This is a genomic window from Buchananella sp. 14KM1171 (genome assembly GCF_041380365.1).
GTDB lineage: Bacteria > Actinomycetota > Actinomycetes > Actinomycetales > Actinomycetaceae > Buchananella > Buchananella felis.
Genome location: NZ_CP159981.1, coordinates 680,605 through 700,979, shown reverse-complemented (window position 1 = coordinate 700,979; position 20,375 = coordinate 680,605). Strand labels below are relative to the sequence as shown.

At 71.3% G+C, this 20,375-nt stretch carries 13 protein-coding genes; 8 read left to right on the top strand and 5 right to left on the bottom strand.

Features of this window, described 5'->3' with window-relative positions; all coding sequences use genetic code 11:
• Positions 1–74 precede the first annotated feature (74 nt).
• Positions 75–890, top strand: a complete 816-nt coding sequence (locus ABYF38_RS02745; RefSeq protein WP_371152600.1) for a general stress protein — start codon at positions 75–77, stop codon at positions 888–890.
• A 55-nt stretch (positions 891–945) separates the two neighbouring features.
• Here ABYF38_RS02745 and ABYF38_RS02740 read toward each other — a convergent pair whose 3' ends face one another.
• Positions 946–2,499, bottom strand: coding sequence for an aminopeptidase P family protein (locus ABYF38_RS02740; protein ID WP_371152598.1), 1,554 nt, complete (start codon positions 2,497–2,499; stop codon positions 946–948).
• A 150-nt stretch (positions 2,500–2,649) separates the two neighbouring features.
• On the opposite strand from ABYF38_RS02740, the gene ABYF38_RS02735 reads away from it, so the two are divergent.
• Complete coding sequence (locus ABYF38_RS02735; protein ID WP_371152597.1) at positions 2,650–3,507, top strand: PHP domain-containing protein; 858 nt, start codon at positions 2,650–2,652, stop codon at positions 3,505–3,507.
• Complete coding sequence (locus ABYF38_RS02730; protein ID WP_371152596.1) at positions 3,489–4,148, top strand: MarC family protein; 660 nt, start codon at positions 3,489–3,491, stop codon at positions 4,146–4,148. The genes ABYF38_RS02735 and ABYF38_RS02730 overlap by 19 nt, the downstream gene beginning before the upstream one ends.
• 29 nt (positions 4,149–4,177) lie before the next feature.
• On the opposite strand, the gene ABYF38_RS02725 is transcribed toward ABYF38_RS02730, so the two are convergent.
• The 3 genes from ABYF38_RS02725 to ABYF38_RS02715 all read right to left on the bottom strand — a co-directional run bounded on the left by ABYF38_RS02725 (position 4,178) and on the right by ABYF38_RS02715 (position 8,560).
• Positions 4,178–6,454: an ATP-binding protein gene (locus tag ABYF38_RS02725; RefSeq protein WP_371152594.1), complete on the bottom strand. Its 2,277-nt coding sequence runs from the start codon at positions 6,452–6,454 to the stop codon at positions 4,178–4,180.
• 47 nt (positions 6,455–6,501) lie between these two features.
• Entirely contained in the window at positions 6,502–8,115 is a 1,614-nt protein-coding gene (locus ABYF38_RS02720; RefSeq protein WP_371152592.1) for a DEAD/DEAH box helicase, read from the bottom strand.
• Between the two features lie 220 nt (positions 8,116–8,335).
• Positions 8,336–8,560: a DUF3107 domain-containing protein gene (locus tag ABYF38_RS02715; RefSeq protein WP_371152591.1), complete on the bottom strand. Its 225-nt coding sequence runs from the start codon at positions 8,558–8,560 to the stop codon at positions 8,336–8,338.
• An 85-nt stretch (positions 8,561–8,645) separates the two neighbouring features.
• Between ABYF38_RS02715 and ABYF38_RS02710 the strand changes: the two genes are divergently transcribed.
• Together ABYF38_RS02710 and ABYF38_RS02705 are read left to right on the top strand one after the other, a co-directional pair.
• Positions 8,646–12,116 carry a UrvD/REP family ATP-dependent DNA helicase gene (locus ABYF38_RS02710; RefSeq protein WP_371152590.1) on the top strand — a complete coding sequence of 1,157 codons (3,471 nt, stop codon included), beginning with the start codon at positions 8,646–8,648 and terminating at the stop codon, positions 12,114–12,116.
• Positions 12,113–15,778, top strand: a complete 3,666-nt coding sequence (locus tag ABYF38_RS02705) for an ATP-dependent helicase (protein ID WP_371152589.1) — start codon at positions 12,113–12,115, stop codon at positions 15,776–15,778. The genes ABYF38_RS02710 and ABYF38_RS02705 overlap by 4 nt, the downstream gene beginning before the upstream one ends.
• A 97-nt stretch (positions 15,779–15,875) precedes the next feature.
• Here the strand turns inward: ABYF38_RS02705 and ABYF38_RS02700 are convergent, their stop codons facing one another.
• Positions 15,876–17,042 carry a phosphotransferase gene (locus ABYF38_RS02700; RefSeq protein WP_371152588.1) on the bottom strand — a complete coding sequence of 389 codons (1,167 nt, stop codon included), beginning with the start codon at positions 17,040–17,042 and terminating at the stop codon, positions 15,876–15,878.
• 219 nt (positions 17,043–17,261) lie between these two features.
• Here ABYF38_RS02700 and ABYF38_RS02695 point away from each other — a divergent pair, with 219 nt between their 5' ends.
• The 3 genes from ABYF38_RS02695 to ABYF38_RS02685 are packed head-to-tail and all read left to right on the top strand — an operon-like array spanning position 17,262 to position 20,367.
• The gene (locus ABYF38_RS02695) at positions 17,262–18,581 is read left to right on the top strand and encodes a CpaF family protein (RefSeq protein ID WP_371152587.1); all 1,320 of its coding nucleotides are present in this window, start codon (positions 17,262–17,264) and stop codon (positions 18,579–18,581) included.
• Positions 18,581–19,432 (top strand): type II secretion system F family protein, encoded by an 852-nt coding sequence (locus ABYF38_RS02690; RefSeq protein WP_371152982.1) that lies wholly within the window; start codon positions 18,581–18,583, stop codon positions 19,430–19,432. Before ABYF38_RS02695 ends, ABYF38_RS02690 begins: the two co-directional genes overlap by 1 nt.
• Before the next feature lie 11 nt (positions 19,433–19,443).
• On the top strand, positions 19,444–20,367 hold the full coding sequence (locus tag ABYF38_RS02685) for a type II secretion system F family protein (protein WP_371152586.1): 924 nt from the start codon (positions 19,444–19,446) through the stop codon (positions 20,365–20,367).
• The last annotated feature ends 8 nt before the right edge of the window (positions 20,368–20,375 follow it).

The window sequence follows — 20,375 nt, the reverse complement described above, 5'->3', positions numbered from 1 at the left end:
TCAATGCGCACGCCCATAGCCTAAAGGGCGCGCTGCGGATCGCGCTGCATGCGCAGGTAATGCACGATGGAGACATGGCACGCATGAACAACCCGTACCTGCCCACCCTGCCCAGCGGCACCGTGGTGGCCTCATACAAGAAGTACGAGGACGCCCAGGCCGCCGTGGACCTGCTGGCCGACTCCGGCTTCCCGGTGCAGACCACCGCGATCGTGGGCAGCGACCTCAGCATGGTCGAGCGCATCACCGGGCGCCTCACCCTGGGGCGCGTGGCGTTGTCCTCCGCCCTGAACGGGATCTGGTTGGGCGTGTTCATGGGGGCGTTTTACGGCATCTTCAACCCGGGCACGGCGCTGTCCACGATCATGCCGGTGGGCGTGATGATGGGTCTGCTGTTCGGCCTGCTCACGGGCGTGATTCCCTACCTGCTTTCCGGCGGCAAGCGTGACTTCACCTCAGCCAAGCAGGTGGTGGCCGCCCGCTACGACGTGCTGGCCTCCGAGCAGGTTGCCCGTGCCCGCGAGTTGCTGGCCCGCACACGCGGTTTCATGGCGCCAGCCGGCGGTTTGCTGGCGATGCCCGCGCAGTCGCCCGCCGCCTTTGGTGGGGATGCCGTGGTGTCCGACGCTGCCGTGGCGGCCCCCGCGCCCAGCGCGCCCAGCGAGCCGCTTGCCCCCACCCCGTTCGGGTCGCGGCCCGACGAGCAGCCGCGCTTTGGGGTGCGCGTTGACCCGGCCACGGGGCAGCCGATCGTGCCGGGTGCTAAGCCGGCGGCCGAGCAGGCGGCGGGCGGGGCCGCGCAGGTTACCGCGCAGCCCCAGCCCGACCAACCGGCCCAGCCCCCGGCGCCTCGCGGGGAGGAATTCGATCCCTTCCTGCCCCGCAAGTAGGCAGGAGCCAGGGGCGCTAGGAGCTAGGCGCCTGCGGCTCGCTAGGCGGAGGGCGCTAGGCGCCCGCGCCCGCCAGGCGCTGCACCCAGGCCTCCACGTCCTCCACCGTGCGCGGAATGTCCGCGCTCAGCCGCACCGGCTGGCCCGGGCCGTCCATGAAGATGTCGTCCTCGATGCGCACCGCGATGCCGCGCAGCTCCTCCGGCACCGCCAGGTCGTCGGCGCGGAAGTACAAGCCCGGCTCGATCGTGAAGCACATGCCCGGGGCCAGCTCCGCCTCCAGGTACATCTCCCGGCGCGCCAGCGCGCAGTCGTGCACGTCGATCCCCAGGTGGTGAGAGGTGCCGTGCGCCATCCAGCGGCGGTGCTGCTGGCCCTCCGGGGAGAGGGACTCCTCCGGGGTGCAGGGCAGCAGGCCCCACTCGTACAGACGGGCCGCCAGCACCTCCATCGCGGCGGCGTGCAGGTCCTTGAACTTAGCCCCGGGCTGCTTGGCCCGCTCAAAGGAGGCGTCGGCGGCGTCCAGCACCGCCTGGTAGATGCGGCGCTGCGGCTCGCTGAACTTGCCGTTGACCGGGATCGTGCGGGTCACGTCCGCCGTGTAGAGGGAATCCACCTCCACGCCGGCGTCGATCAGCACCAGGTCGCCCTGCCTGACCTGGCCGTCGTTGGAGATCCAGTGCAACGTGTTGGCGTGGTTACCGGCCGCCGCGATCGTGTCGTAGCCGCAGCCGTTGCCGTCCTCGCGGGCGCGGGCCCCAAAGGCCCCCTCGATCACGCGCTCTCCGCGCGGGTGGGCGATCGCGCGCGGCAGCTGACGCAGCACGTCGTCAAAACCACGGGCGGTGGCGTCCACCGCCAACTGCATCTGCTCGCGCTCCCAGGAGTCCTTGATCAGGCGCAGCTCGGACAGCTCGCGCGCCAGGCGCGCGTCCAGCTCCGCGCTCTGGGCACCGATCTCGATGCCGCCTGCCTGGCGGGCGGTGTTCACCAGCGCGTTGATCGCCTCGTCGGTCTCCGCCACCACGGCCAACTGCACCGCCCCGGCGTCCTTAGCCAGCGCGTCCGGCAGCGTGTTGATGTGCGCGCACTCGATCCCCGTCAGGGTGGCCACCTCCTCCAGGGACGGGCGCACCCCCACCCACAGCTCGCCGTAACGGGAGTCCGCGTAGAACTCCTCGCTGGAGCGCGAGGCGCGCGGGTGGAAGTAGAGCTTGGCGGTGTGCGTGGCCGCCCCGCCGTCGGCCTGCCCAGCGGGAGCATCGGCGGCAACGTCGGCCACCGGGTCCAGCACCAAGACGGCGTCCGGCATGAAGTCCTGGCCGGTGCCCGTCAGGTGGGAGAAAGCGGAATGCGGGCGGAAGCGGTAATCGCAGTCGTTGTTACGCACCTTCAGCGGGCCGGCCGGAATCACCAGGCGCACCCCCGGCAGGAGGCGGCCGATCGCCTCGCGGCGCGCGGCCGCAAAGGGGGCGGACTCGTTGGCGGCGCTCGGGCCGGCCGGGCGCGGCCCCCACTGCGAACCAATGAAGTCACGGAACGCCTGGTTGGACGGGCGCTGCGAACGAGCGTCGCCCGGCTTTTCTTCGATACGAGACTCTTCACTCATGCCCCCTATGGTCCCACGTCCCGCCCGCGCGGGGCGCCAGCGGCGGGGCCCAACCGCCAACGCGGATGCCCGCCGCGCCCGCTCCTGTGCGAGTACCCGCCGCTCCGCCGCGCCCGCTCCGGCACGAGCGGGCGCCGCTAGGCTGGGAAGGTGAGAATCGACCCCCACGCCCACACCAACCGCTCCGACGGGACGGACACCCCCGCCGGGCTGATGCGCGCCGCGGCCGCAGCGGGCCTGGACGTGGTGGGGATCGCGGACCACGACACCACCGCCGGGTGGGAGGAGGCCGCCGCCCACGTGGACGCCACCGGGGTGGCCCTGCTGCGCGGCACGGAGGTCTCATGCACCTTCGACGGCATCCCCGTCCACCTGCTCGCCTACCTGCAAGACCCCGCTGACCCGGCGCTCACCGAGGTATTCGCCGCCACCCGCGACTCGCGCCACCTGCGCGCCCGCAAGATGGTGGACCTCATCGCCCCCGACTACCCCCTCACCTGGCAGCAGGTCCAGGCGCAGGTGGGCCCAGGCGCCTCCGTGGGCCGCCCCCACATCGCCGACGCCCTGGTGGCGGCGGGTTATTTTCCTCACCGCGACGCCTGCTTCGAGCGCGTGCTCCACCCGCACGGCCCCTACTACGTGCGCCATTTCTCGCCCCACCCGGTGGAGGCGGTGGAGCTGGTGCGCGCCGCCGGGGGAGTGCCGGTCATGGCCCACCCCCGCGCCCAAGCCAGAGGGCGTATAGTGCCCTCTGACGTCATCAAAGACATGGCGCGCGCCGGCCTGTTCGGGCTGGAGGCGCACCACAGAGACCACACGCCCCTAGCCCGGCGGCAGGTGGAGGAGATGGCCGCAGAGCTGGGCCTGGAAATCACGGGAGCCAGTGACTATCACGGCACCGGTAAGCCGAACCGGCTGGGTGAGAACCTGACGGATGAGGCCGTGCTGGCCCGACTCGAAGAGCAAGGAAAGCTGGAGGTAATACGCCCGTGCTGGAGCAGTACGTAGACGTCACCCTCTTCCTGACGACGTTCGCCACCCTGTTCGTCATCCAGGACCCCGCCGGCACCCTGCCGGTGTTCATCGCCCTGACCGCCAAGCGCCCCGCCAAGGAACGCCACCGCGCCGCGCGGGTCGCGGCCATCACCTCCTTCATGGTGATCACGGTCTTCGTGCTCTTTGGCCGCTACATCCTCACCTTCCTCGGGATCACCGTCCCGGCGCTGCAGCTCTCCGGTGGCCTGGTGCTGCTCTTGATCGCCCTGGACCTGCTGGCCGGCAAGACCGGCGAGCAGGAGGACTCCGGCGACAGCGCCGTTAACGTCGCCCTGGTGCCGCTGGGCACGCCGCTGCTGGCCGGCCCCGGTGCCATCGTGGCCTCCATGGTGGCGATCGAGCAGTCCGGCAGCCGCACCGCCGGCTGGCTGGCCGTGGGCGCCGCCATCATCCTGGTGCACATCCTGATCTACCTGGCCCTGCGCTTTGCGGGCGTGGTGCACCGCATCCTGGGCGTGGCCGGCACGCTGCTGATCACCCGCATCGCCGGCCTGCTGCTGGCCGCCATCGCCGTGCAGATGGTGGCCGCCGCGATCTTCGGCTTCCTGGAGGCCCGCGAGATCCTGGCGCCGCTGGACCCGCGCATCTCCTGACTAACCCTTCCCTTGGGCGGCCAGGGCACCTAGCGCTCCAGCGTTAGGACGCCCTGGCCGTCGCTTGTCACCACCACCAGTTGGTTGCGGCTGACCGGCGGCACGCGCACCACCACGGTCTTGCGCGCGCCCTGCGGGGTGACCGTCATGGCCGACGCTGCCGCCCCGGCCGGCCCCCACTGCGCGGCCTGCGCCTGACCGGCCCGCTCTGCCTCGATCTGCGCGGCCAGCTCCTGCAGCGCCGGGACCACTACCTCCTCGATGCGGTCGCATTCGGCCCCGGAGAGCTTGCCGGCTGAGTCGTCCAGCAGCACCACTTCGGCGCCGGCGGCCCGCAGTCGCCGCGCGGCCCCGGGCACGCGCGAGCCCTTGAAGCAGGCCCCGCGCAGCTCGTCGCGCAGCTCGGCCTCCAGCAAGGCTGCCTCCATGCGCACATCCGGCAGCTCGCCCTGGCCCGCCTCGATGCGGGTGAGCAGGGGAGAGATCCGCCTAGAGATGGCCTCCCGGGTTTTCTGTAGCTTTTCTTGACTGCGCCGCTCGATCTCCAGCCACATCTCCAGTTCGTTGTGCTGCCTGATGCGCGCGTCGATCTGGTGGGCCGTGTGCTCGGTGACCGCGGCCAGCAGCGTCCAGATCGCCAGCTGGGAGATGTGCCCCACCTCGAAGTTCGCGTATCGGGCCCAACTGGCCCCGCTCGTGTGGGTACCCCAGGCCAACGCCAGGGAATTGATCGCCATCGCCATCCACGCCACCCGCCTGTGTCCCCACAGCACCAGGAGGCACAGCATCAGGGTCACGGCGTTGGAGGCCCAGTGGTCCCAGTCGGGGGAGTTGGGCAGCGCCACCATGGTCAGGCTCTGCAGCACGTCGGTGGCCACCAGGAGCGCGGCGAAGTAGCGGGCCTCCTGCCGTCCCATCGGTCCCTCGCGCCTGCGTGCGGCCACGGCCACCGCGCCCGCCAGCAGGGTCAGACACAGGTGAGAGATGGCGGGGACGGAGAAGCCGTCCCAGTAGATGAACAGACAGAAGGCGCTGTGGGCAAGCACCACCAGGCCGCCAATCAGCAGCTCGCGGCGGCCCAGCGCGCCCCACAGTGGCATGTCCACCTTCCCGATCGGGGCGGGCACCTCCAGGCTCACGCGGGTGCCGCGTCCGGGGGCGGCGGTCAGCTTGACCTCGATGGCCACGTCCCGGGCGCGGCGCAGGATGGAGTTGTTCAGGCCGTGCCGGTGGGAAGCCTGGGCGGGGTCGAAGCCGATGCCGTCGTCCCACACCACCACGCGCATGCCCTTGGAGTCGGCCTCCAGGCTCACGTGCCGGCGCACGGGGCGCCCCGGCGTGCCGGCGTGCTCCACCGAGTTGCGAATAGCCTGCTGGGCGGCGGCGATGAATGCCTGCGCCACCCCAAAGGTCAGCTCCTGCTGGGTGCGCACGGAACTCGTCAGGTTGATCGGCACGTCGTGCTGCCCGATCTCAGCCTGCAGCGCGGCCAGCACCTGGGAGACGGTGTAGATCGAGTGGCGCTGCTCGCTACGCTCGAGTTGGGAGCGGGCGCGGGTGGCCAGGGGCGCCGCCTCGTTTGCGCCCAGCTGTCCTTTACCCACCAGAGAGAGCACGGACAGGATCTCGTCGTGCACAAAGTCCTCGCCCTTCCGCTTGGCCACGGTCTCAGCCTGCGCGGCCGCCAGCTTTCGGGTGGTGCGAGACAACGCTGCGGCCGCCGCGTCCAACCGGCGCGCCCGGTAAACCACCCAGGCCAGCAGGTAAGAGGTCAGCAGCCCGAACAGGATCATCATCAGCGTGCTCTGCCACGGCTGCAGGCCGTAGGCGTCCTGACGGGCGTAAGTGGCCACCAGGATGATGGGTGCGGCGGCAGGCAGCCAGTAGAGGCTGCGCGGCTCCATACAGGCCGCAGTGAGCATCACCAGCGGCGCGAAGGTACTAGAGAAGAACTCGGGCAGCAGGGTGACCGAGGGGTCCCAGCCCGCCAGGAGCTGCACGGCCAACAGCGTGCCCAGCCCGGCCCACGCGTAGATCGCCGCCCGGCCCAGCTTGCGCCAGTGCGAATCCAGCCTGCGGGTTTTGTCCAGCCTGCCGGAGCGGCGAAACAGCGTGGCGGAAATGGCGAGCACCCCCGCCACCACGGGGAGCGACTTAAAGAGGCCGATCACCAGCCACGTCCCCCAGCCCAGCCAGGACGGGTCGGGCACGGAGAAGCGGGGCTGCCCGTTATCTAGCAGGCCCAGCAGTAGCGCCAGCAGGCTGGCCACCAGCATGTAGGAGCGCCGAATGGCGTTCTCGTTCATGCCCGCCCACTCGGGCGGCCCGGCAGCCTGCCCCACCGCGCTACCTGCTAACTGGCGGAGCTACCTGCGCCAGCACCGCCCGAGCCGCGGTGGCGCCTGCGGGCACGCCGCTGCCCACCGGCCTGACCACCACCGGCCTGACCGTTACTGGCCGCGCTGGCGGAGGCGCCGGCGGAACGTCGGCCACCACCACTGCCACGCGGGGCGCCACCGTCACGACCGCCACTGCGGCCACCACGGCCCCCGGCGGAGCGGCCGCCCTTCTTCCCGGTCTCGCCCAGGTCCTCGATCTCCTCCGCCGCCAGGCCGGCGCGGGTGCGCTGCGTGCGCGGCAGACGGCCCGTGGTCCCCTCCGGGATCCGCAGGTCGGAGTACAGGTGGGCGCTGGTGTGGTAGGTCTCCACCGGCTCGGGGAAGCCCAGGTTGAGCGCCTTGTCGATCAGGCGCCAGCGCGGCACGTCGTCCCAGTCCACGAACGTCACCGCGGTGCCGTCGTTACCGGCGCGGCCCGTGCGGCCGATGCGGTGCAGGTAGGTCTTCTCATCCTCCGGGCACTGGTAGTTGATCACGTGCGTCACGTCGTCCACGTCGATACCGCGCGCGGCCACGTCCGTGGCCACCAGCACGTCAACCTTGCCGGAGCGGAAGGCGCGCAGGGCCTGCTCACGCGCGCCCTGCCCCAGGTCGCCGTGCAAGGCGGCGGCAGCGAAACCGCGCTCCGTGAGCTCATCGGTGACGCGGGCGGCGGTGCGCTTGGTGCGCGCAAAGATGATGGCCAGGCCGCGCTCCTCGGCCTGCAGGATCCGGGAGAGCACCTCCACCTTGTTCAGGGCGTGGGCGCGGTAGACCACCTGGGTGACCGTCTTGACGGTGGCCCCCTGGTCGGTGGGGTCCTGGGCGCGGATGTGCGTGGGGCGCGTCATGTAGCGGCGCGCCAGGGCCACCACAGCGCCCGGCATCGTGGCGCTGAACAGCATCATGTGCTTCGTGGCCGGCATCGTGGCCAGCAGGCGCTCCACGTCCGGCAGGAAGCCCAGGTCCAGCATCTCGTCGGCCTCGTCCAGCACCACGGTCTTGATCTGGGACAGGTCCAGGTGGCGGCGCTGGTAGAGGTCGATCAGGCGGCCCGGCGTGCCCACGATCACCTCCACGCCCCGCTCCAGGTCAGCGATCTGCGGCTCGAACGCGCGGCCACCGTAGATGCAGGCGATGCGCAGGCTGCGCTTGCGGGCGGCGGTGGAAAGGTCGTCCGCCACCTGCTTGGCCAGCTCGCGGGTCGGAACGATCACGGCGGCCTGCGGCACGCCCTGGTAGCGGTAGTCATCCCAGCCGTCTTCGCCCGGGCCCACCGCGTTCTGCAGCAGCGGGATACCAAAACCCAGGGTCTTGCCGGTGCCGGTCTTGGCCTGACCAATGATGTCTCGCCGCCCCAGCGCCACCGGCAGGGTGAGTGCCTGGATCGGGAAGGGGTGCGTAATGCCCACGCCGGCCAGGGCCTCCACGATCGGGGCAGAGACGCCGTAGTCCGCGAAGGACTTGCTGGCCGCCTCCTCCGCAGCGGACTCGATGTCAGCCTTCACCTCCAGGACGGGGGCGGGGCCCTCCACCTTGGACAGGTCGACGATGCCGGACTTCTCGGTTGCGCCAGGGTTCTCGGTCACGGTTCCTCAATTCGCTTCAATTCGCAGCGGGGAAGCCGATCGCGCAAAAAGCCGGCGCGCACACGCGGGCAGAAAGGTCAGCAAAAAATGCGACCGGGCATCCACAAATATCCGGGCCAGCCTATCGCACCCGCCCCGAAATCCACGGATGGGGGCGCAAACGCGGCGGGCGGAGGGCGGCCGGCGCTGCAGCGTCGTCCATCCCCCGCCCGCGTCGCAATCAGGCGATGCCGAAACCGACCTTGCGGGTGCCGGGCTCGCCGATCTCCACGTAGGCGATGGAGTCGCCGTCCACTACGACGCTGCCGCCGTGGACGTCCTGCAGCTCCAGCAGCTCGCCGTCGCGGATGGCGGCGCGGGCCAGGGAGCGCACCTCCTCCGGGGTGGCGTTGGTGCGCAGGTTCACGGTGGTCGCTACGTGCTTAATGCCAATTACGACGTTCACATTGGCCTCCTTCACTCGGTGCTAGGGCTGATGTTAGCCGGGACGGTGAGACGAAATGTTGGCAGGTGGTGGTTGCATTAGGGGTATGACCCCGCTGGAGCTTGAACTTCTGCCCGCCCCCGCCCGCCCGCTGCCCGCCCCGGATCCCGTGCAGGCGCGCGTGGCGGCGCACGTGCTGGCGGGGGGAGCGGCGGTGGTGCCAGGCGCGCCCGGCACCGGCAAGAGCACGCTGGCGCTCATGGTGGCCGGGCAAGTGGCCGGCGCCGGGCGGCAAGTGGTGGTGCTGGCCGCCTCCAGGCAGCGGGCGGCGGCGCTGCGGGACCTGCTGGCCCAGCAGCAGTGGCCCGCGCAGCTGCTGGCGCGCATCGAGGTGCGCACGCCCCCGGCGCTGGCGCTCGGCTACGTGCGCCGCTGGGCGGTGGAGCGGGACGTGCCGCTGCCCGCGCCCGTGCTGCTGACCGGCGCGGCGGCCGATGCGCGCCTGGAGCGGCTCTTGGCGGCCGACGACGCGACGGGCGGTGCCTGGCCGGAGCACGTGCCGGAGGCGACGCGCCGGATGCGACAGTTCCGCGCGGAGCTGCGCAACCTGTTCGACGCGGTGGGGAGCGTCGGGTGGGGCGCGGCGCAGCTGGAGGAACAGGGGCGGGCGCGCGGGGATGACGCCTGGGTGGCGTGCGCGCGCATCCTGGCGGGATACGAGTCGCAGCAGCGCCTGGACGCTGAGCCGGAGCGGGTAATCGAGATCGACCACCTGCGCGTGTGCGTGCAGGCCGCCCGCCTGCTCGCCCGCTGGGAGGTGGACGCCCCCGCCCACGGCGTGAGCGCCACGCGCCCGGCCCCGGACCTGGTGGTGGTGGACGACGCCCAGGACCTCACGGTCGCCGCCACCCACCTGGTGGACGCGCTGGAGGCCGGCGGGGCGCGCCTGGTGCTGCTGGGGGACCCCGACGCGGCGGTGGAGACCTTCCGAGGCGGCGACCCGCTGTGGTTTGCGCAGCGGGTGCGCGCCGCGCGGAATGGGAGGGGACAGGGGGACGACGCCCCGCCCGGCGCCCCCCTGATGGCGGTGCTCCCGACCCGGCACCGGGCCGGGGGAGCGGTGGCCCTGGCGTTGCGCGCGCTCAGCTCCCTGGTGCCGCCGCTGGGGGAGATAACCAGGCGCGCCGCCTCCCACCGCTCCGACTCCCCGTGGGGAGAGGTCAGGGCCGTGGAGGCGCGCGGCGTGGACGAGGCCGCAGCGGTGGCCGACCTGCTGCGCTCCGAGCACGTGCGGGCCGGGGTGGCGTGGGACCAGATGGCGGTCCTGGTGCGCTCCGGCGGCAAGGAAGAAGAGCTTTCCCAGGAGCTGGCCGCGCTGGGGGTGCCGGTGGCCCCGCCGCGCGAGCGCCTGCCGCTGAGCGACAACCCCGTGGTGCGCTCGATGCTGGACGTGTGCCAGTGGGCCGTTTCCGGGCAGGAACTGGAGGAAGCTGCGGCCTGGCGGCTGGTGCGCGGCCCCCTGGTGGGGTTGGACGGGCTGGCTGAGCGCCAGCTGCGCCGGCTGTTGGCGGCCGGGCGGGGCGAGGTTGGTCCGGGCGAGGTTGGTCCGGGTGGTGCCGCTCTGGCTGCGGCGAGCGCGGGGACGGGCCCGGCGGCGGGAGCAACGGAGGCGGACCCGGTGGCGGCCGCGCTGGCGGCGCAGGAGCGTCAGCCGCTGGGGCTGGCACGGCTCTTGCAAGCAGAGCAGGCGGACTGCGGCGGACTGTCCGGGATCGAGCGGGCCCGGCGCATCGTGCGGGCCGCGCGCGCGGCGGCCGGCCCGGGCGCGCGGCCGGGGCAGCTGCTGTGGGCGGTGTGGGAGGCCGCCGACCAGGGCAGTGCCTGGCAGGCGAAGGTGATCGCCGCAGCGGGCAAGGACGTGCCCGAACGCCTTAGCGTGGCTGCGCTGGAACGCAACCTGGACTCGGTGGTGGAGCTGGCCCGCCGGGCCGACCTGTGGGAGCAGGCCAACCCGGGCGGCCGCTTTGCTGCCTTCCTGGCCTCAGTGGAGGCGGGCGTGGTCCGCAGCGACTCGATCGCGGCGAGCGCCCAGCGCCCGCCCGTGGTGGAGGTGCTCACCCCGGCCGGCGCGGCCGGGAGGCAGTGGCACACCGTGGTGATCGCGGGCCTGGACGAGGGCCGCTGGCCCAACACGACGCTGCGAGACTCCTTCCTGGGGGCCGGGGTTGTGCGGGCGCTGGCGCGCGCGCAGCGACTGGGGGAGGAGTGGGTGGACGACCCGCTGGTGGCGGTGCAGGAGGTCGTGGCCGACGAGGCCCGGCTGCTCATCAGCGCCGCCGGCCGGGCCGGCAGCCACCTGTTCCTGCTCTCAGACCCCGAGGTGGGCCAATCTCGGTTCCTCCCGCTGCTGGAGGCCACGCTGGAGGCCGCAGCCCAGCCGGGCGGGATCGACGTCGCGGGTAAGGCGAGCGGGGCCGCTGGTGCAGGCCACCCGCGCGGGGCCGAGGGCCGCGAGCCGGGAGAGAGCGGGGCACCGGATAGTGGCACGCCGGGGAGCGGTGAGGTCTGGGCGGCGCTGCCCCGTCAGTCCACGCTGCCCGCATACGTGGCCACCCTGCGCAGGCTCCTGCTAGACGAGGCCGCTGCGGGACGTCGGCCAGATCCCACCGACCCGCGCGTGCGCCTGCTGGCGGTGCTGGCCCAGGTGGGGGTGGCCGGGGCTGACCCGTCCCAGTGGCGGGCCCTGGCGGCGCTCACCCCGGGCGAGAAACTGGTGCCCGATGGGCAAAAGGCCCGCATCTCACCCTCCGGCGTCGACTACGCCCTCAAGTGCCCCGCCCGGTGGGCACTGCAGCGCTTCGGCGGGCAGTCGCTGGACACCGAGCGCATGGAGCTGGGCACGCTGGTGCACGCCTTCGCCGAGGCCTACCCGTTGGCAGAGCAGGCCACAGAGCTGAGCGACGCGCTGGAGCGCTGGTGCGCCAGCCAGGCACAGGGCACCCTGCAGGAGCGCAGGTACATCGAGACGGTCAGGGCCATGGTGCAAGCCCTGGCCAGCTACACCCAAGCGATCGCCTGCCAGGGAATCGAGACCGAGGTGAAGCTGAGCGTGGAGGAGCCCACCCGGGTGATCAGCGGGCGGATCGACCGCCTGGAGCTGGTCGCCCAATCGGACGGCTCGAAGCTGGCCAGGATCGTGGACTTCAAGACCGGTAGCCCGGACACCGATCACACGGTGATGGGAGACAACGGCAGGCGGCAGAGCAAGCTGCTGGCCGGTCACCCCCAGCTCGGTATCTACCAGTACCTGCTGGAGCGAGGCGAGCTGCGCGAGCGCGGCGTGGCAGGCGCCCAGACCGGCCGCCTGGTCAACCTGAAGAAGGTCACCCGGGGCGAGCCGCTGGTCCAGGAACAAGCAGAGTTGCGCGGGGACCACGCCTGGGTGGAGGCCATCTTGGACCAGGCGGAGGCGATGCAGCGCGGCCAGTCCTTCGCGGCCCTGCCCGGTACGCATTGCAACTCCTGCCCGGTGCAGACCTCCTGCCCGGCCCAACGAAAGGGAAAGCGCACGCGATGAGCACTATCACGCCGGCGCAGATCGCCCAAGCCATCGACACCCACCCGCCCACCCCGGAGCAGGAGGCCGTCATCACCGCCCCCATGGGCAGCCCCCTGCTGGTGGTGGCCGGTGCCGGCTCTGGCAAGACGGAGACCATGGCCTTCCGGGTGCTCTACCTGCTCGCCAACGGGCTGGTGCGCCCCGAGCGGGTGCTGGGCCTGACCTTCACCAGGAAGGCCGCCGGGGAGCTGCGCGAGCGCATGACCAACCGGCTAGGCCAGCTGGTCCAAAGCGGCCTGCTCTCGGCGGAAGCCAAGGAGATGCTGGGACTGACGCCGAAGCTGGACCCCGATGCCGCTGCTCCGCTCGACACGCTGGCCCCGACCGTTGAGGCCGCTGCGGCTGGCGCGCCCGCCGGCAAGCCACAAATGGCCCCGGTGGACGTGGCCACTTACGACTCCTTCGCGCAGCGGGTGGTGCGGGAATTCGGCCTCAGCCTGGGCATCCCGGGTGACTCGACGCTGGTGGCCAACGCCACCGAGATCGAACTCGCCTTCGAGATCGTCAACAACTGGCCGGAGGACATAGACGCCAACGCGCTGAGTAGCAGGGCCCTGGCGGTGGTGGCGCTCTCCAACGAGATCGACAGCAACGGTCTGAGCCTGGAGGAGGTGCGCCAGGGGCTAGCGGACCTCGAGGAAGACTTCGATGTCTCCAGCGAAAAGAAGAAGACCAAGGTGGCGGACATCTTGAAGGCGCGGCAGCTGATCGCCAGGCGCGATGCTCTGCTGGACCTCGTGGAGCAGTTCAGGCAAGCCAAGGCCAAGGCCGGGTTGGTCAGCTTCTCCCAGCTCTCCGCCGCCGCGCTGCGCATCGTGACCGAGCTGGAGCACGCCCGCGCCCAGATCAGCTCCCGGTACGACCTGGTGCTGTTGGACGAGTTCCAGGACACCTCCGCCACCCAGGTGCGCACCTTCGCCCAGCTCTTTGCCGGCAGGGGAGTGACCGCAGTGGGAGACCCGAACCAGGCCATCTACGGCTGGCGCGGGGCCTCCACCGGCACCCTGGAACAGTTCGTGGTCCAATTCGGCGTCGACCTCACCTTGGAGGACGGGCGCCCGCGCGGCGTGCGCACGCTCTCCACCGCCTGGCGAAACGGGCTGTCCATCCTGGCCGCCGCCAACCGGGTGGCCCAACCCCTCAACGACGCCGCCCAGTCCAATAACTCCGGTCAGAGTGACGATTCTGGTCAGCAGGGCGTCAAGGCGAGCGCCGCTGCCGCCGTGCGGTTGAGAGAGCTCACCCCCAGCCCTGCGGCGGAGCAAGGCGAGGTGCTGGTGGCCCGCGCCGGCCACGAGGACGACGAGCCGGCGCTGGTGGCGAGCCTCATCGCGAAGCACTGGAAGAAGGACCGCACCATGGCGGTGCTCTCCCGCGCCCGCGCGCCCCTGGGCCCCATCCGCGACGAGCTGGAAAAGCTAGGCATCCCCGCCCAGATCGCGGGCGAGGACGGGCTGATCAACACCCAGGACGTGGCCGACGTTCGGGCGGCCCTGCAGCTGGTGGCGGACCCGCTCCACGGGCCGGCCGCGGTGCGCCTGCTCAGCGCGGCCCGGCTCAGCGCCCAGGACATGGACGCCGTGCAGCAGATCGGGCGGGCGCTGGCCGAGGTCCAGGGCGGTGAGCCGCTACCCGTCAGCCTGGCGGAGGCCATCGAGTACGTGCGCGCCCCGGGCGCGACCGGCGCGGCCGGCGCGGCTGACGCGGCCGGTGGGGCTGGTGCCCGCGCGCAGTCCGCTCTGGGCCGACTCAGCGACCATGCCAGGGCCGTGGTCGCTGACCTGGGCGAGCGCCTAGCCAGGCTGCGGGAACTGACCCACCTGGCCCTGCCGGAGCTGGTGCGCGCCGCCTTCGGCGTGCTGGGGCTGGAGACGGACATCGCGGCGCGCCCCCAGCAGGCCCGCGAGCGCGCCCGGGGTATCCAACGCACCTTCATCGCCACGGCCCACGACTACTCGGTGGCCTCCCCGCGCACCAGCCTGGGTGGATTCCTCACCTGGTTGGAGCAGGTGGACCAGGCGGACTCCGGCCTTAGGATCGAGGCGCCCCCGGCCCAGCCCGGCGTGGTGCAGATCCTGACCATGCACGCCTCCAAGGGGCTCGAGTGGGACGTGGTGGCCGTCTGCGGCCTGGCCGCCGACCGCTTCCCCAAGGCCGAGTTGCAGTGCAAGAAGGGACGCTGGACCAGCCAGGTCGACTGCCTGCCCTACCCCCTGCGGCCGGACAGCGACTACCTGCCCAAGCTGTCCCTCAGCCAGGGCATGGACGCTGACATCGCTGCAGAGCTCTTTGCCCAGTACACCGAGGAGGAGATCACCCAGGCGTGGGCCGAGGAGCGCCGCATCGCCTACGTGGCCTTCACCCGAGCGCGCCACCTGCTCATCCTGACCAGCTACGCGGCCGCCGGGGAGGGTAAGGGCTACGAACCCTCGCCGTTCCTGGCTGGGATCCTCCCCACCGAACTGGAGCGGCAGGCGCAAGGGGAGACGCTGCAAAACATCGACGTTCCGACCGACTCGGGCAGCGGTGCAGAGGTGGGCCAGGGCATCGCCCGCGTGGCTGTGTGGGAGGACTCGGCCGGTTTCGCTCCCCGCTGCCGGCCCGTCCCCGCCACCCCAGAGCAGGGCTCCGGTGGCGCGCTGGCCCCGGACAGCGGGGCGGACTCTGGCGGCGGGTCGGGCTCCGATGGCGCGCCGGCCCCGGACAGCGGGGCGGGCGGGGCGGACGCCCCGGTGCTGGGGCCCGGCGACCCGCTCTGGCTGGGCCAGGCACTGCCTCACGACCTGGCCGGCCGGGTGCTGTGGCCGGATCACCTGTACGTAGACACTGAACTGGAGGCCAACCAGTTGCTGGCCCAGGCGGTGCGCCAAGCGCAGCGCGGTACCCGCCCGGCCCAGGTGCTGCGGGAGCTGGCCGACGATCCACACGTGGGCCCAGGCGCCCAGGACGTGGCCGTGCTCCTAGAGCAGGCCCGGGCGGGCGAGCGCACCACCGTGCGCTTGCCCGCCCGCCTGGCCGCCACCGCCACGGCCAGCCTTTTGGAGGACCCGCAGGCATTCGCGCGCCAACTGCGCCGGCCCCTGCCGCGCCCACCGCACACGGCGGCCAACGTTGGCACCGCCTTCCACCAGCTCATCGAGCAGGAACTGAAAAAGGCAAACCTGTTGGACCTGGACGACGCCCCACCGCCCGCAGCGCTAGACCAAGCCGCCCAGAAGCGAGTCGACGCCTGGCTGGAGTGGGCGATGGCACAGCCGATCGTGCAGGAAAACCAGGTGGTCTGCGTGGAAGAAGAAATCCAGCTTCCCGTGGGGCCAGTCCAGCTGGTCGGCCGCATCGACGCCGTGTTCAAGCACACCACCCCGGACGGGGAGCGCTACCTGGTGGTCGACTGGAAGACCGGGCGGGTGCCCAAGGACCCGCAGGACAGGCTGCGCAAGGCATACCAGCTGGCCGTCTACCGCGACGCCTACGCGGCGACCAACTCCCTGGACCCGCAGCAGGTGGAGGCCATCTTCGTGTACGTCTCGGCCCAGCAGTGCATCCGGCTCCAGGACCTCGCCCCGGGCGCCACCACCGAGCACCTGGCCAGCCAGATCAAGGAAAGCCTCTCCCGGTAGGAGCCAAGCCTGCCCCTGTCATCACCCCTCACGTCGCCTGCACACACCGGCACGTTAGGAGGCGGAGGCAGGCAACGTGATACGAGACCGCCCCGTGTCAGGAAGCCGCGCCGTCCGGGCGGGAACCGCCCGGCCACTCCTCGGAGCCGTCCCACTCCTGCCCGTCCCAGTCGGCGTCGTCCTGCCAATCCTCGGCGGGGCCGGCGGCAGCGTCGTCCCTACCGAAAATGATGCCGGTAAAGGTCGGTTCCTCATCGGCGGGGCCGGCGGCAACGTCGTCCACAAAATCCCCATCCAGCGCAGCACCCTCGGCAGAATCCTCGTCAGCCAGGAACGACATCTGGGCAGGCGCTACGGCAGGCGGGGGAGAGACCTCGTCGGCGAACTCCTGCAGCATGTCCTGAGCCTCTGCCATCAGGTCGCCGTCCCCGGAGTGCAGGCCCTGCATCAGCCAGCGCGCCAGCTCCAACTCGCTCAACAGGCCCGCGCGCTCAGCCAGGTTCGACGGCAGGCCGGTGGGCAGCCCGGAGGCGTAGGCCACCAAGAAGGCGTCCTCCACCGAATCGGCCACCCCGGCGGTAAACGGGCGCACGTCCTCAGCCGGGTCACCGATGTGCAGACCACCAAACTCGTCCAGGGCCACGATGCGCGAATCGACCTGCCTGAACGCGGCGGGGCTGAGCGCGCCATGCACCACGGACGGGCTGAACTGCCACAGGGCAACGTTCTCCAGGGCCTTCTCCCACCGCTCCAGCAGCACCGACGGGATCCGGCCGGTCTGCGCCGCAGCGTCGAGCTCGGCCAGGCGGCGCTCGCGCATCTGCAGGGAGGAATAGCTAGGCACATTCGAAGCCACCCACGCCGGGTCCAGCGCGTGAATCGCCGCCACGGCCCGGCCCAGCTTGCGAGCCCACTCCACCGTGCCCGCCTCGAACTCCTCCACGGTCTCGCCCGGGGTCTGCGAAAACACGGCGGTCAGCGTGTCGTAGCCGGTGTGAGTGCCCAGCAAAGACGGCACTGCATACGGCAAGGCCGTGGAGGGCAGCGAGGAAAACAGATCCACCTCGCTGCAGCGCCGGGCCAGGTCCGTCGCCCCCACCGAGGTCCAGGAGGTATAGACAGTCAGGTCGCCCCGGTCCGTCTCGATACCGGTGAACGAAACGTCCTCGTCGGAGTACTGAGGCTCCACGAGCGCGTGCACAACCAAACCGGGCACGGCCGCCACGGCGCGCGCCGCCACAGACATCAGCTTCAGGGCATCCACCCCTCCACCGTAAACGGCCCGGCAGCCGCGCCGCAGAACACGCGCCGAAACAGGGCAATCTTGGCAAGGAAAACGCGCCCCGAATACCGGTGAGTGGGCCGGCCAGGCCGAAATGCGGCGGCGATTCCCACAGAAACGTGCGCACGCGTTTCCCAAGCACCAAGGCGCGCACTATCTTGTTCTTTGGCTGTGAGTCCGTGCACATCGAGAGGGGGCCAGGTGGAGCCCACTGCCGTGCTGGAGACGCGACTGCGAGAGGAGATCCGCGCTCGCGGCATCGACCCGCTACACGAGCCGCGCGCCCTGGAGCGCCTGGTGGACGAGATCCTGGAGCAATACACCCAGGAGGTGGACCGAGGCGTGCGCCCGCCGCTGGCAGACATGGAGGCGATGGCCCGCCACCTCATCGACAGGACCGCCGGGCTCGGGCCCCTGCAGCGATTCCTGGACGACCCTGAGGTGGAGGAAGTCTGGCTCAACAGCCCCTCCAAAGTGTTCATCGCGCGCGGAGGCAGGTCAGAGCTCACCAATGTGGTGCTCACCGATACCGACGTGCGGGATCTGGTGGAGCGGATGCTGCGGGTCTCTGGGCGGCGCCTGGACCTCTCCAACCCCTTCGTGGACGCCACCCTGGCCGGGGGCGAGCGCCTCCACGTGGTCATCCCGCCGATCACGCAGAAGCACTGGTCCATCAACATCCGCAAGTACGTGGTCAAGGCGCGTCGCACCGCAGACCTGGTGCCGCTGGGCTCGCTCACGCCCGCCGCCGCGCGCTTCCTGGACGCCTGCGTGGTGGCCGGGCTCAACATCCTGGTCTCCGGGGCCACCCAGGCCGGCAAGACCACGATGGTGCGGGCCCTGGCCGGTGCCATCCCGCCCTCGGCGCGCGTCATCACGGTAGAGGAAGTCTTCGAGCTGGCCCTGGCCAACCGCGACGTGGTGGCCCTGCAATCTAGGCAGGCCAACTACGAGGGCGCCGGGGAGGTGGACCTGCGCCGTCTGGTGAAAGAGGCGCTGCGCATGCGCCCGGACCGCATCATCATCGGAGAGGTCCGCGAGGCGGAGTCATTCGACATGCTGATCGGCCTGAACGCCGGCGTACCAGGCGCCTGCACCATCCACGCCAACAGCGCCCGCGAGGCCATCACCAAGATGTGCACGCTGCCGCTCCTGGCGGGAGAGAACGTCTCAGCCGCCTTCGTGGTTCCCACCGTGGCCAGCGCGATCGACATCGTGGTTCACCTTGACCTCAACGCCAGCGGCAAGCGCGAGGTGCGGGAGATCGTGGGGGTGTCGGGCCGCACCGAGAACGGCGTGGTGGAGACGGCAGAACTATTCATCCGCCGCGACGGCGAGCTGGTGCGCGGCAACGGCTTCCCGCCGGCGCTGCACAAGTTCGAGCGCGCCGGCATAGACCCGGCCTTCCTGCTGGCCGATGCCGAGTCTCCCGACCTGTCCGGGGAACACGCCACCGCCCCCATCAACGTGGTATCCCCGGTGGTCTCCCGGCGCGAGCGCAGGGGGCAGGCTTGGGCGTAGTGATCGGCCTGCTGGGCGGAGTTGGCCTGCTGCTCATCTTCTGGTGGGTGGTGGAGCCGGAGCAGCCCAAGCGCACCAGCACCTCGGCGTTGGGGCGCAAGGTCCAAGACGTCATGATCCAGGCCGGGCTGCCGCAGGTGCGGCTGGGGCACGCGGTGGCCCTGAGCGCGCTGGCCGGGCTGATCGGCCTGCTGGCCGGGTGGATCCTCACCGCCGCCCTGCCCATCGGCGTGGCCTTTGGGGCGCTGGCCAGCCTGCTGCCCGGCATCGTGATCAGCGGGCGGGCACGCAAGCGGCGCGAGGAGCTGCGCTCCCTGTGGCCGGACGTGGTTGACGACCTGCTCAGCTCGGTGCGCGCAGGAAACGGCCTGCCGGAGACGCTGCTGGAGCAGGCGGAGCGCGCCCCGGCGGTGCTGCGCCCCGCGTTCGCCCAGTACTCGGCGCACTACCGCGCCACCGGCAAGTTCGACGCCTCCCTGGACGTGCTCAAGGAGGCCGTGGCAGACCCGGTGGCTGACCGGATCGTGGAGGCCCTGCGCCTGGCCCGCTCGGTGGGTGGCGCGGACCTGGGCAACCTGTTGCGGGCGGTGGCGCAGATGCTGCGAGACGACATGCGCACGCGTGGCGAGCTGCAGGCGCGCCAGTCCTGGACCGTCAACGGCGCCCGCGTGGCCGCCGTGGCCCCCTGGGCGGTGCTGCTGTTGCTCTCCTCCCGCCCCGAGGCCACCGAGGCGTTTCGCACCTCGGAGGGCGCGATGGTGCTGCTGGGCGGGGCTGTTGCCACCGTGCTCGCCTACTTCCTGATGAACCGCCTGGGCCGCCTGCCGGAGGAAGAGCGGGTGCTGCGATGAGCCTGGCGGGTTTGAGCTGGCAGTGGTCCTGGCTGGGCGCCGGCCTGGGGGCGATGTTCGCGGTCGGGGTGGGGCTGCTGGGCCTGTTCTGGTCGTCGCGGCGCCCTACCCTGGAGCAGCGCGTGGCCCCGTACGTGGGCGGTCCCACCCGGCCGGTGGTGGCCTCCGGGCCGTGGGGGAGCGCGGTGCGCGCGCTGGGTTCGCCGGTGCTGGATCGCAGCGCCAGCCTGATGGAGCACCTGGGCTCCACGCGCCAGTCCGTGAACGCGCGCCTGCGCCAGTTGGGTGGCAAGCGCAGCGTGGACCAGTTCCGTATCGAGCAGGTGATCTGGGCATCCGTTGCCCTGCTGGTGGGCACGCTCGTGGCCCTGGGCGCGGTGTTGTGGTCCGGGTTTTCGTGGGTGGCCGCAGCGATTGCGGTGGTGTTGGCCGGTCTTGGTGGCGCGCTGGCCCGCGACGCCTGGCTCACCCGAGAGGCCAAGGCCCGCCTGGAGCAGATCGGCGCCGAGCTGCCCGACTTCGCCGAGCTGGTGGCCCTGGCCGTGGCTGCGGGCGAGTCGCTGCCGGGGGCCCTCAACCGGGTGGCGATGGTGGGCAGCGGCCCCCTGGCGGAGGAGTTGCGTGACGTGGTGAGTCAGGCCCGCGCGGGCGTGCCTCTGGCCACGACCATGCGCGAATTCTCTGACCGCATCAACCTGCCGTCCCTAACGAGGTTCATCGAGACGGCCCTGGTGGCGATGGAACGCGGCACCCCGCTGGCGGAGGTTTTACGGGCCCAGGCGCAGGACTCCCGCGAGGAATCAAGGCGAGCCTTAATGGAATCCGGTGGAAAGAGGGAAATCGCGATGATGGTCCCTGTTGTCTTCCTGATTTTGCCTGTTACGGTAATTTTTGTTCTGTTCCCGGGCCTATCGGTGATGAGCCTGGGGCTCTAGGAAGGATT

Excerpts from the sequence above, each read along its gene's own strand:
- ABYF38_RS02705 (WP_371152589.1), top strand. The coding sequence starts at position 12,113 with ATGAGCACTATCACGCCGGCGCAGATCGCCCAAGCCATCGACACCCAC.
- ABYF38_RS02710 (WP_371152590.1), top strand. The coding sequence starts at position 8,646 with ATGACCCCGCTGGAGCTTGAACTTCTGCCCGCCCCCGCCCGCCCGCTG.
- ABYF38_RS02725 (WP_371152594.1), bottom strand. The coding sequence starts at position 6,454 with ATGAACGAGAACGCCATTCGGCGCTCCTACATGCTGGTGGCCAGCCTG.
- ABYF38_RS02745 (WP_371152600.1), top strand. The coding sequence starts at position 75 with ATGGCACGCATGAACAACCCGTACCTGCCCACCCTGCCCAGCGGCACC.
- ABYF38_RS02740 (WP_371152598.1), bottom strand. The coding sequence starts at position 2,499 with ATGAGTGAAGAGTCTCGTATCGAAGAAAAGCCGGGCGACGCTCGTTCG.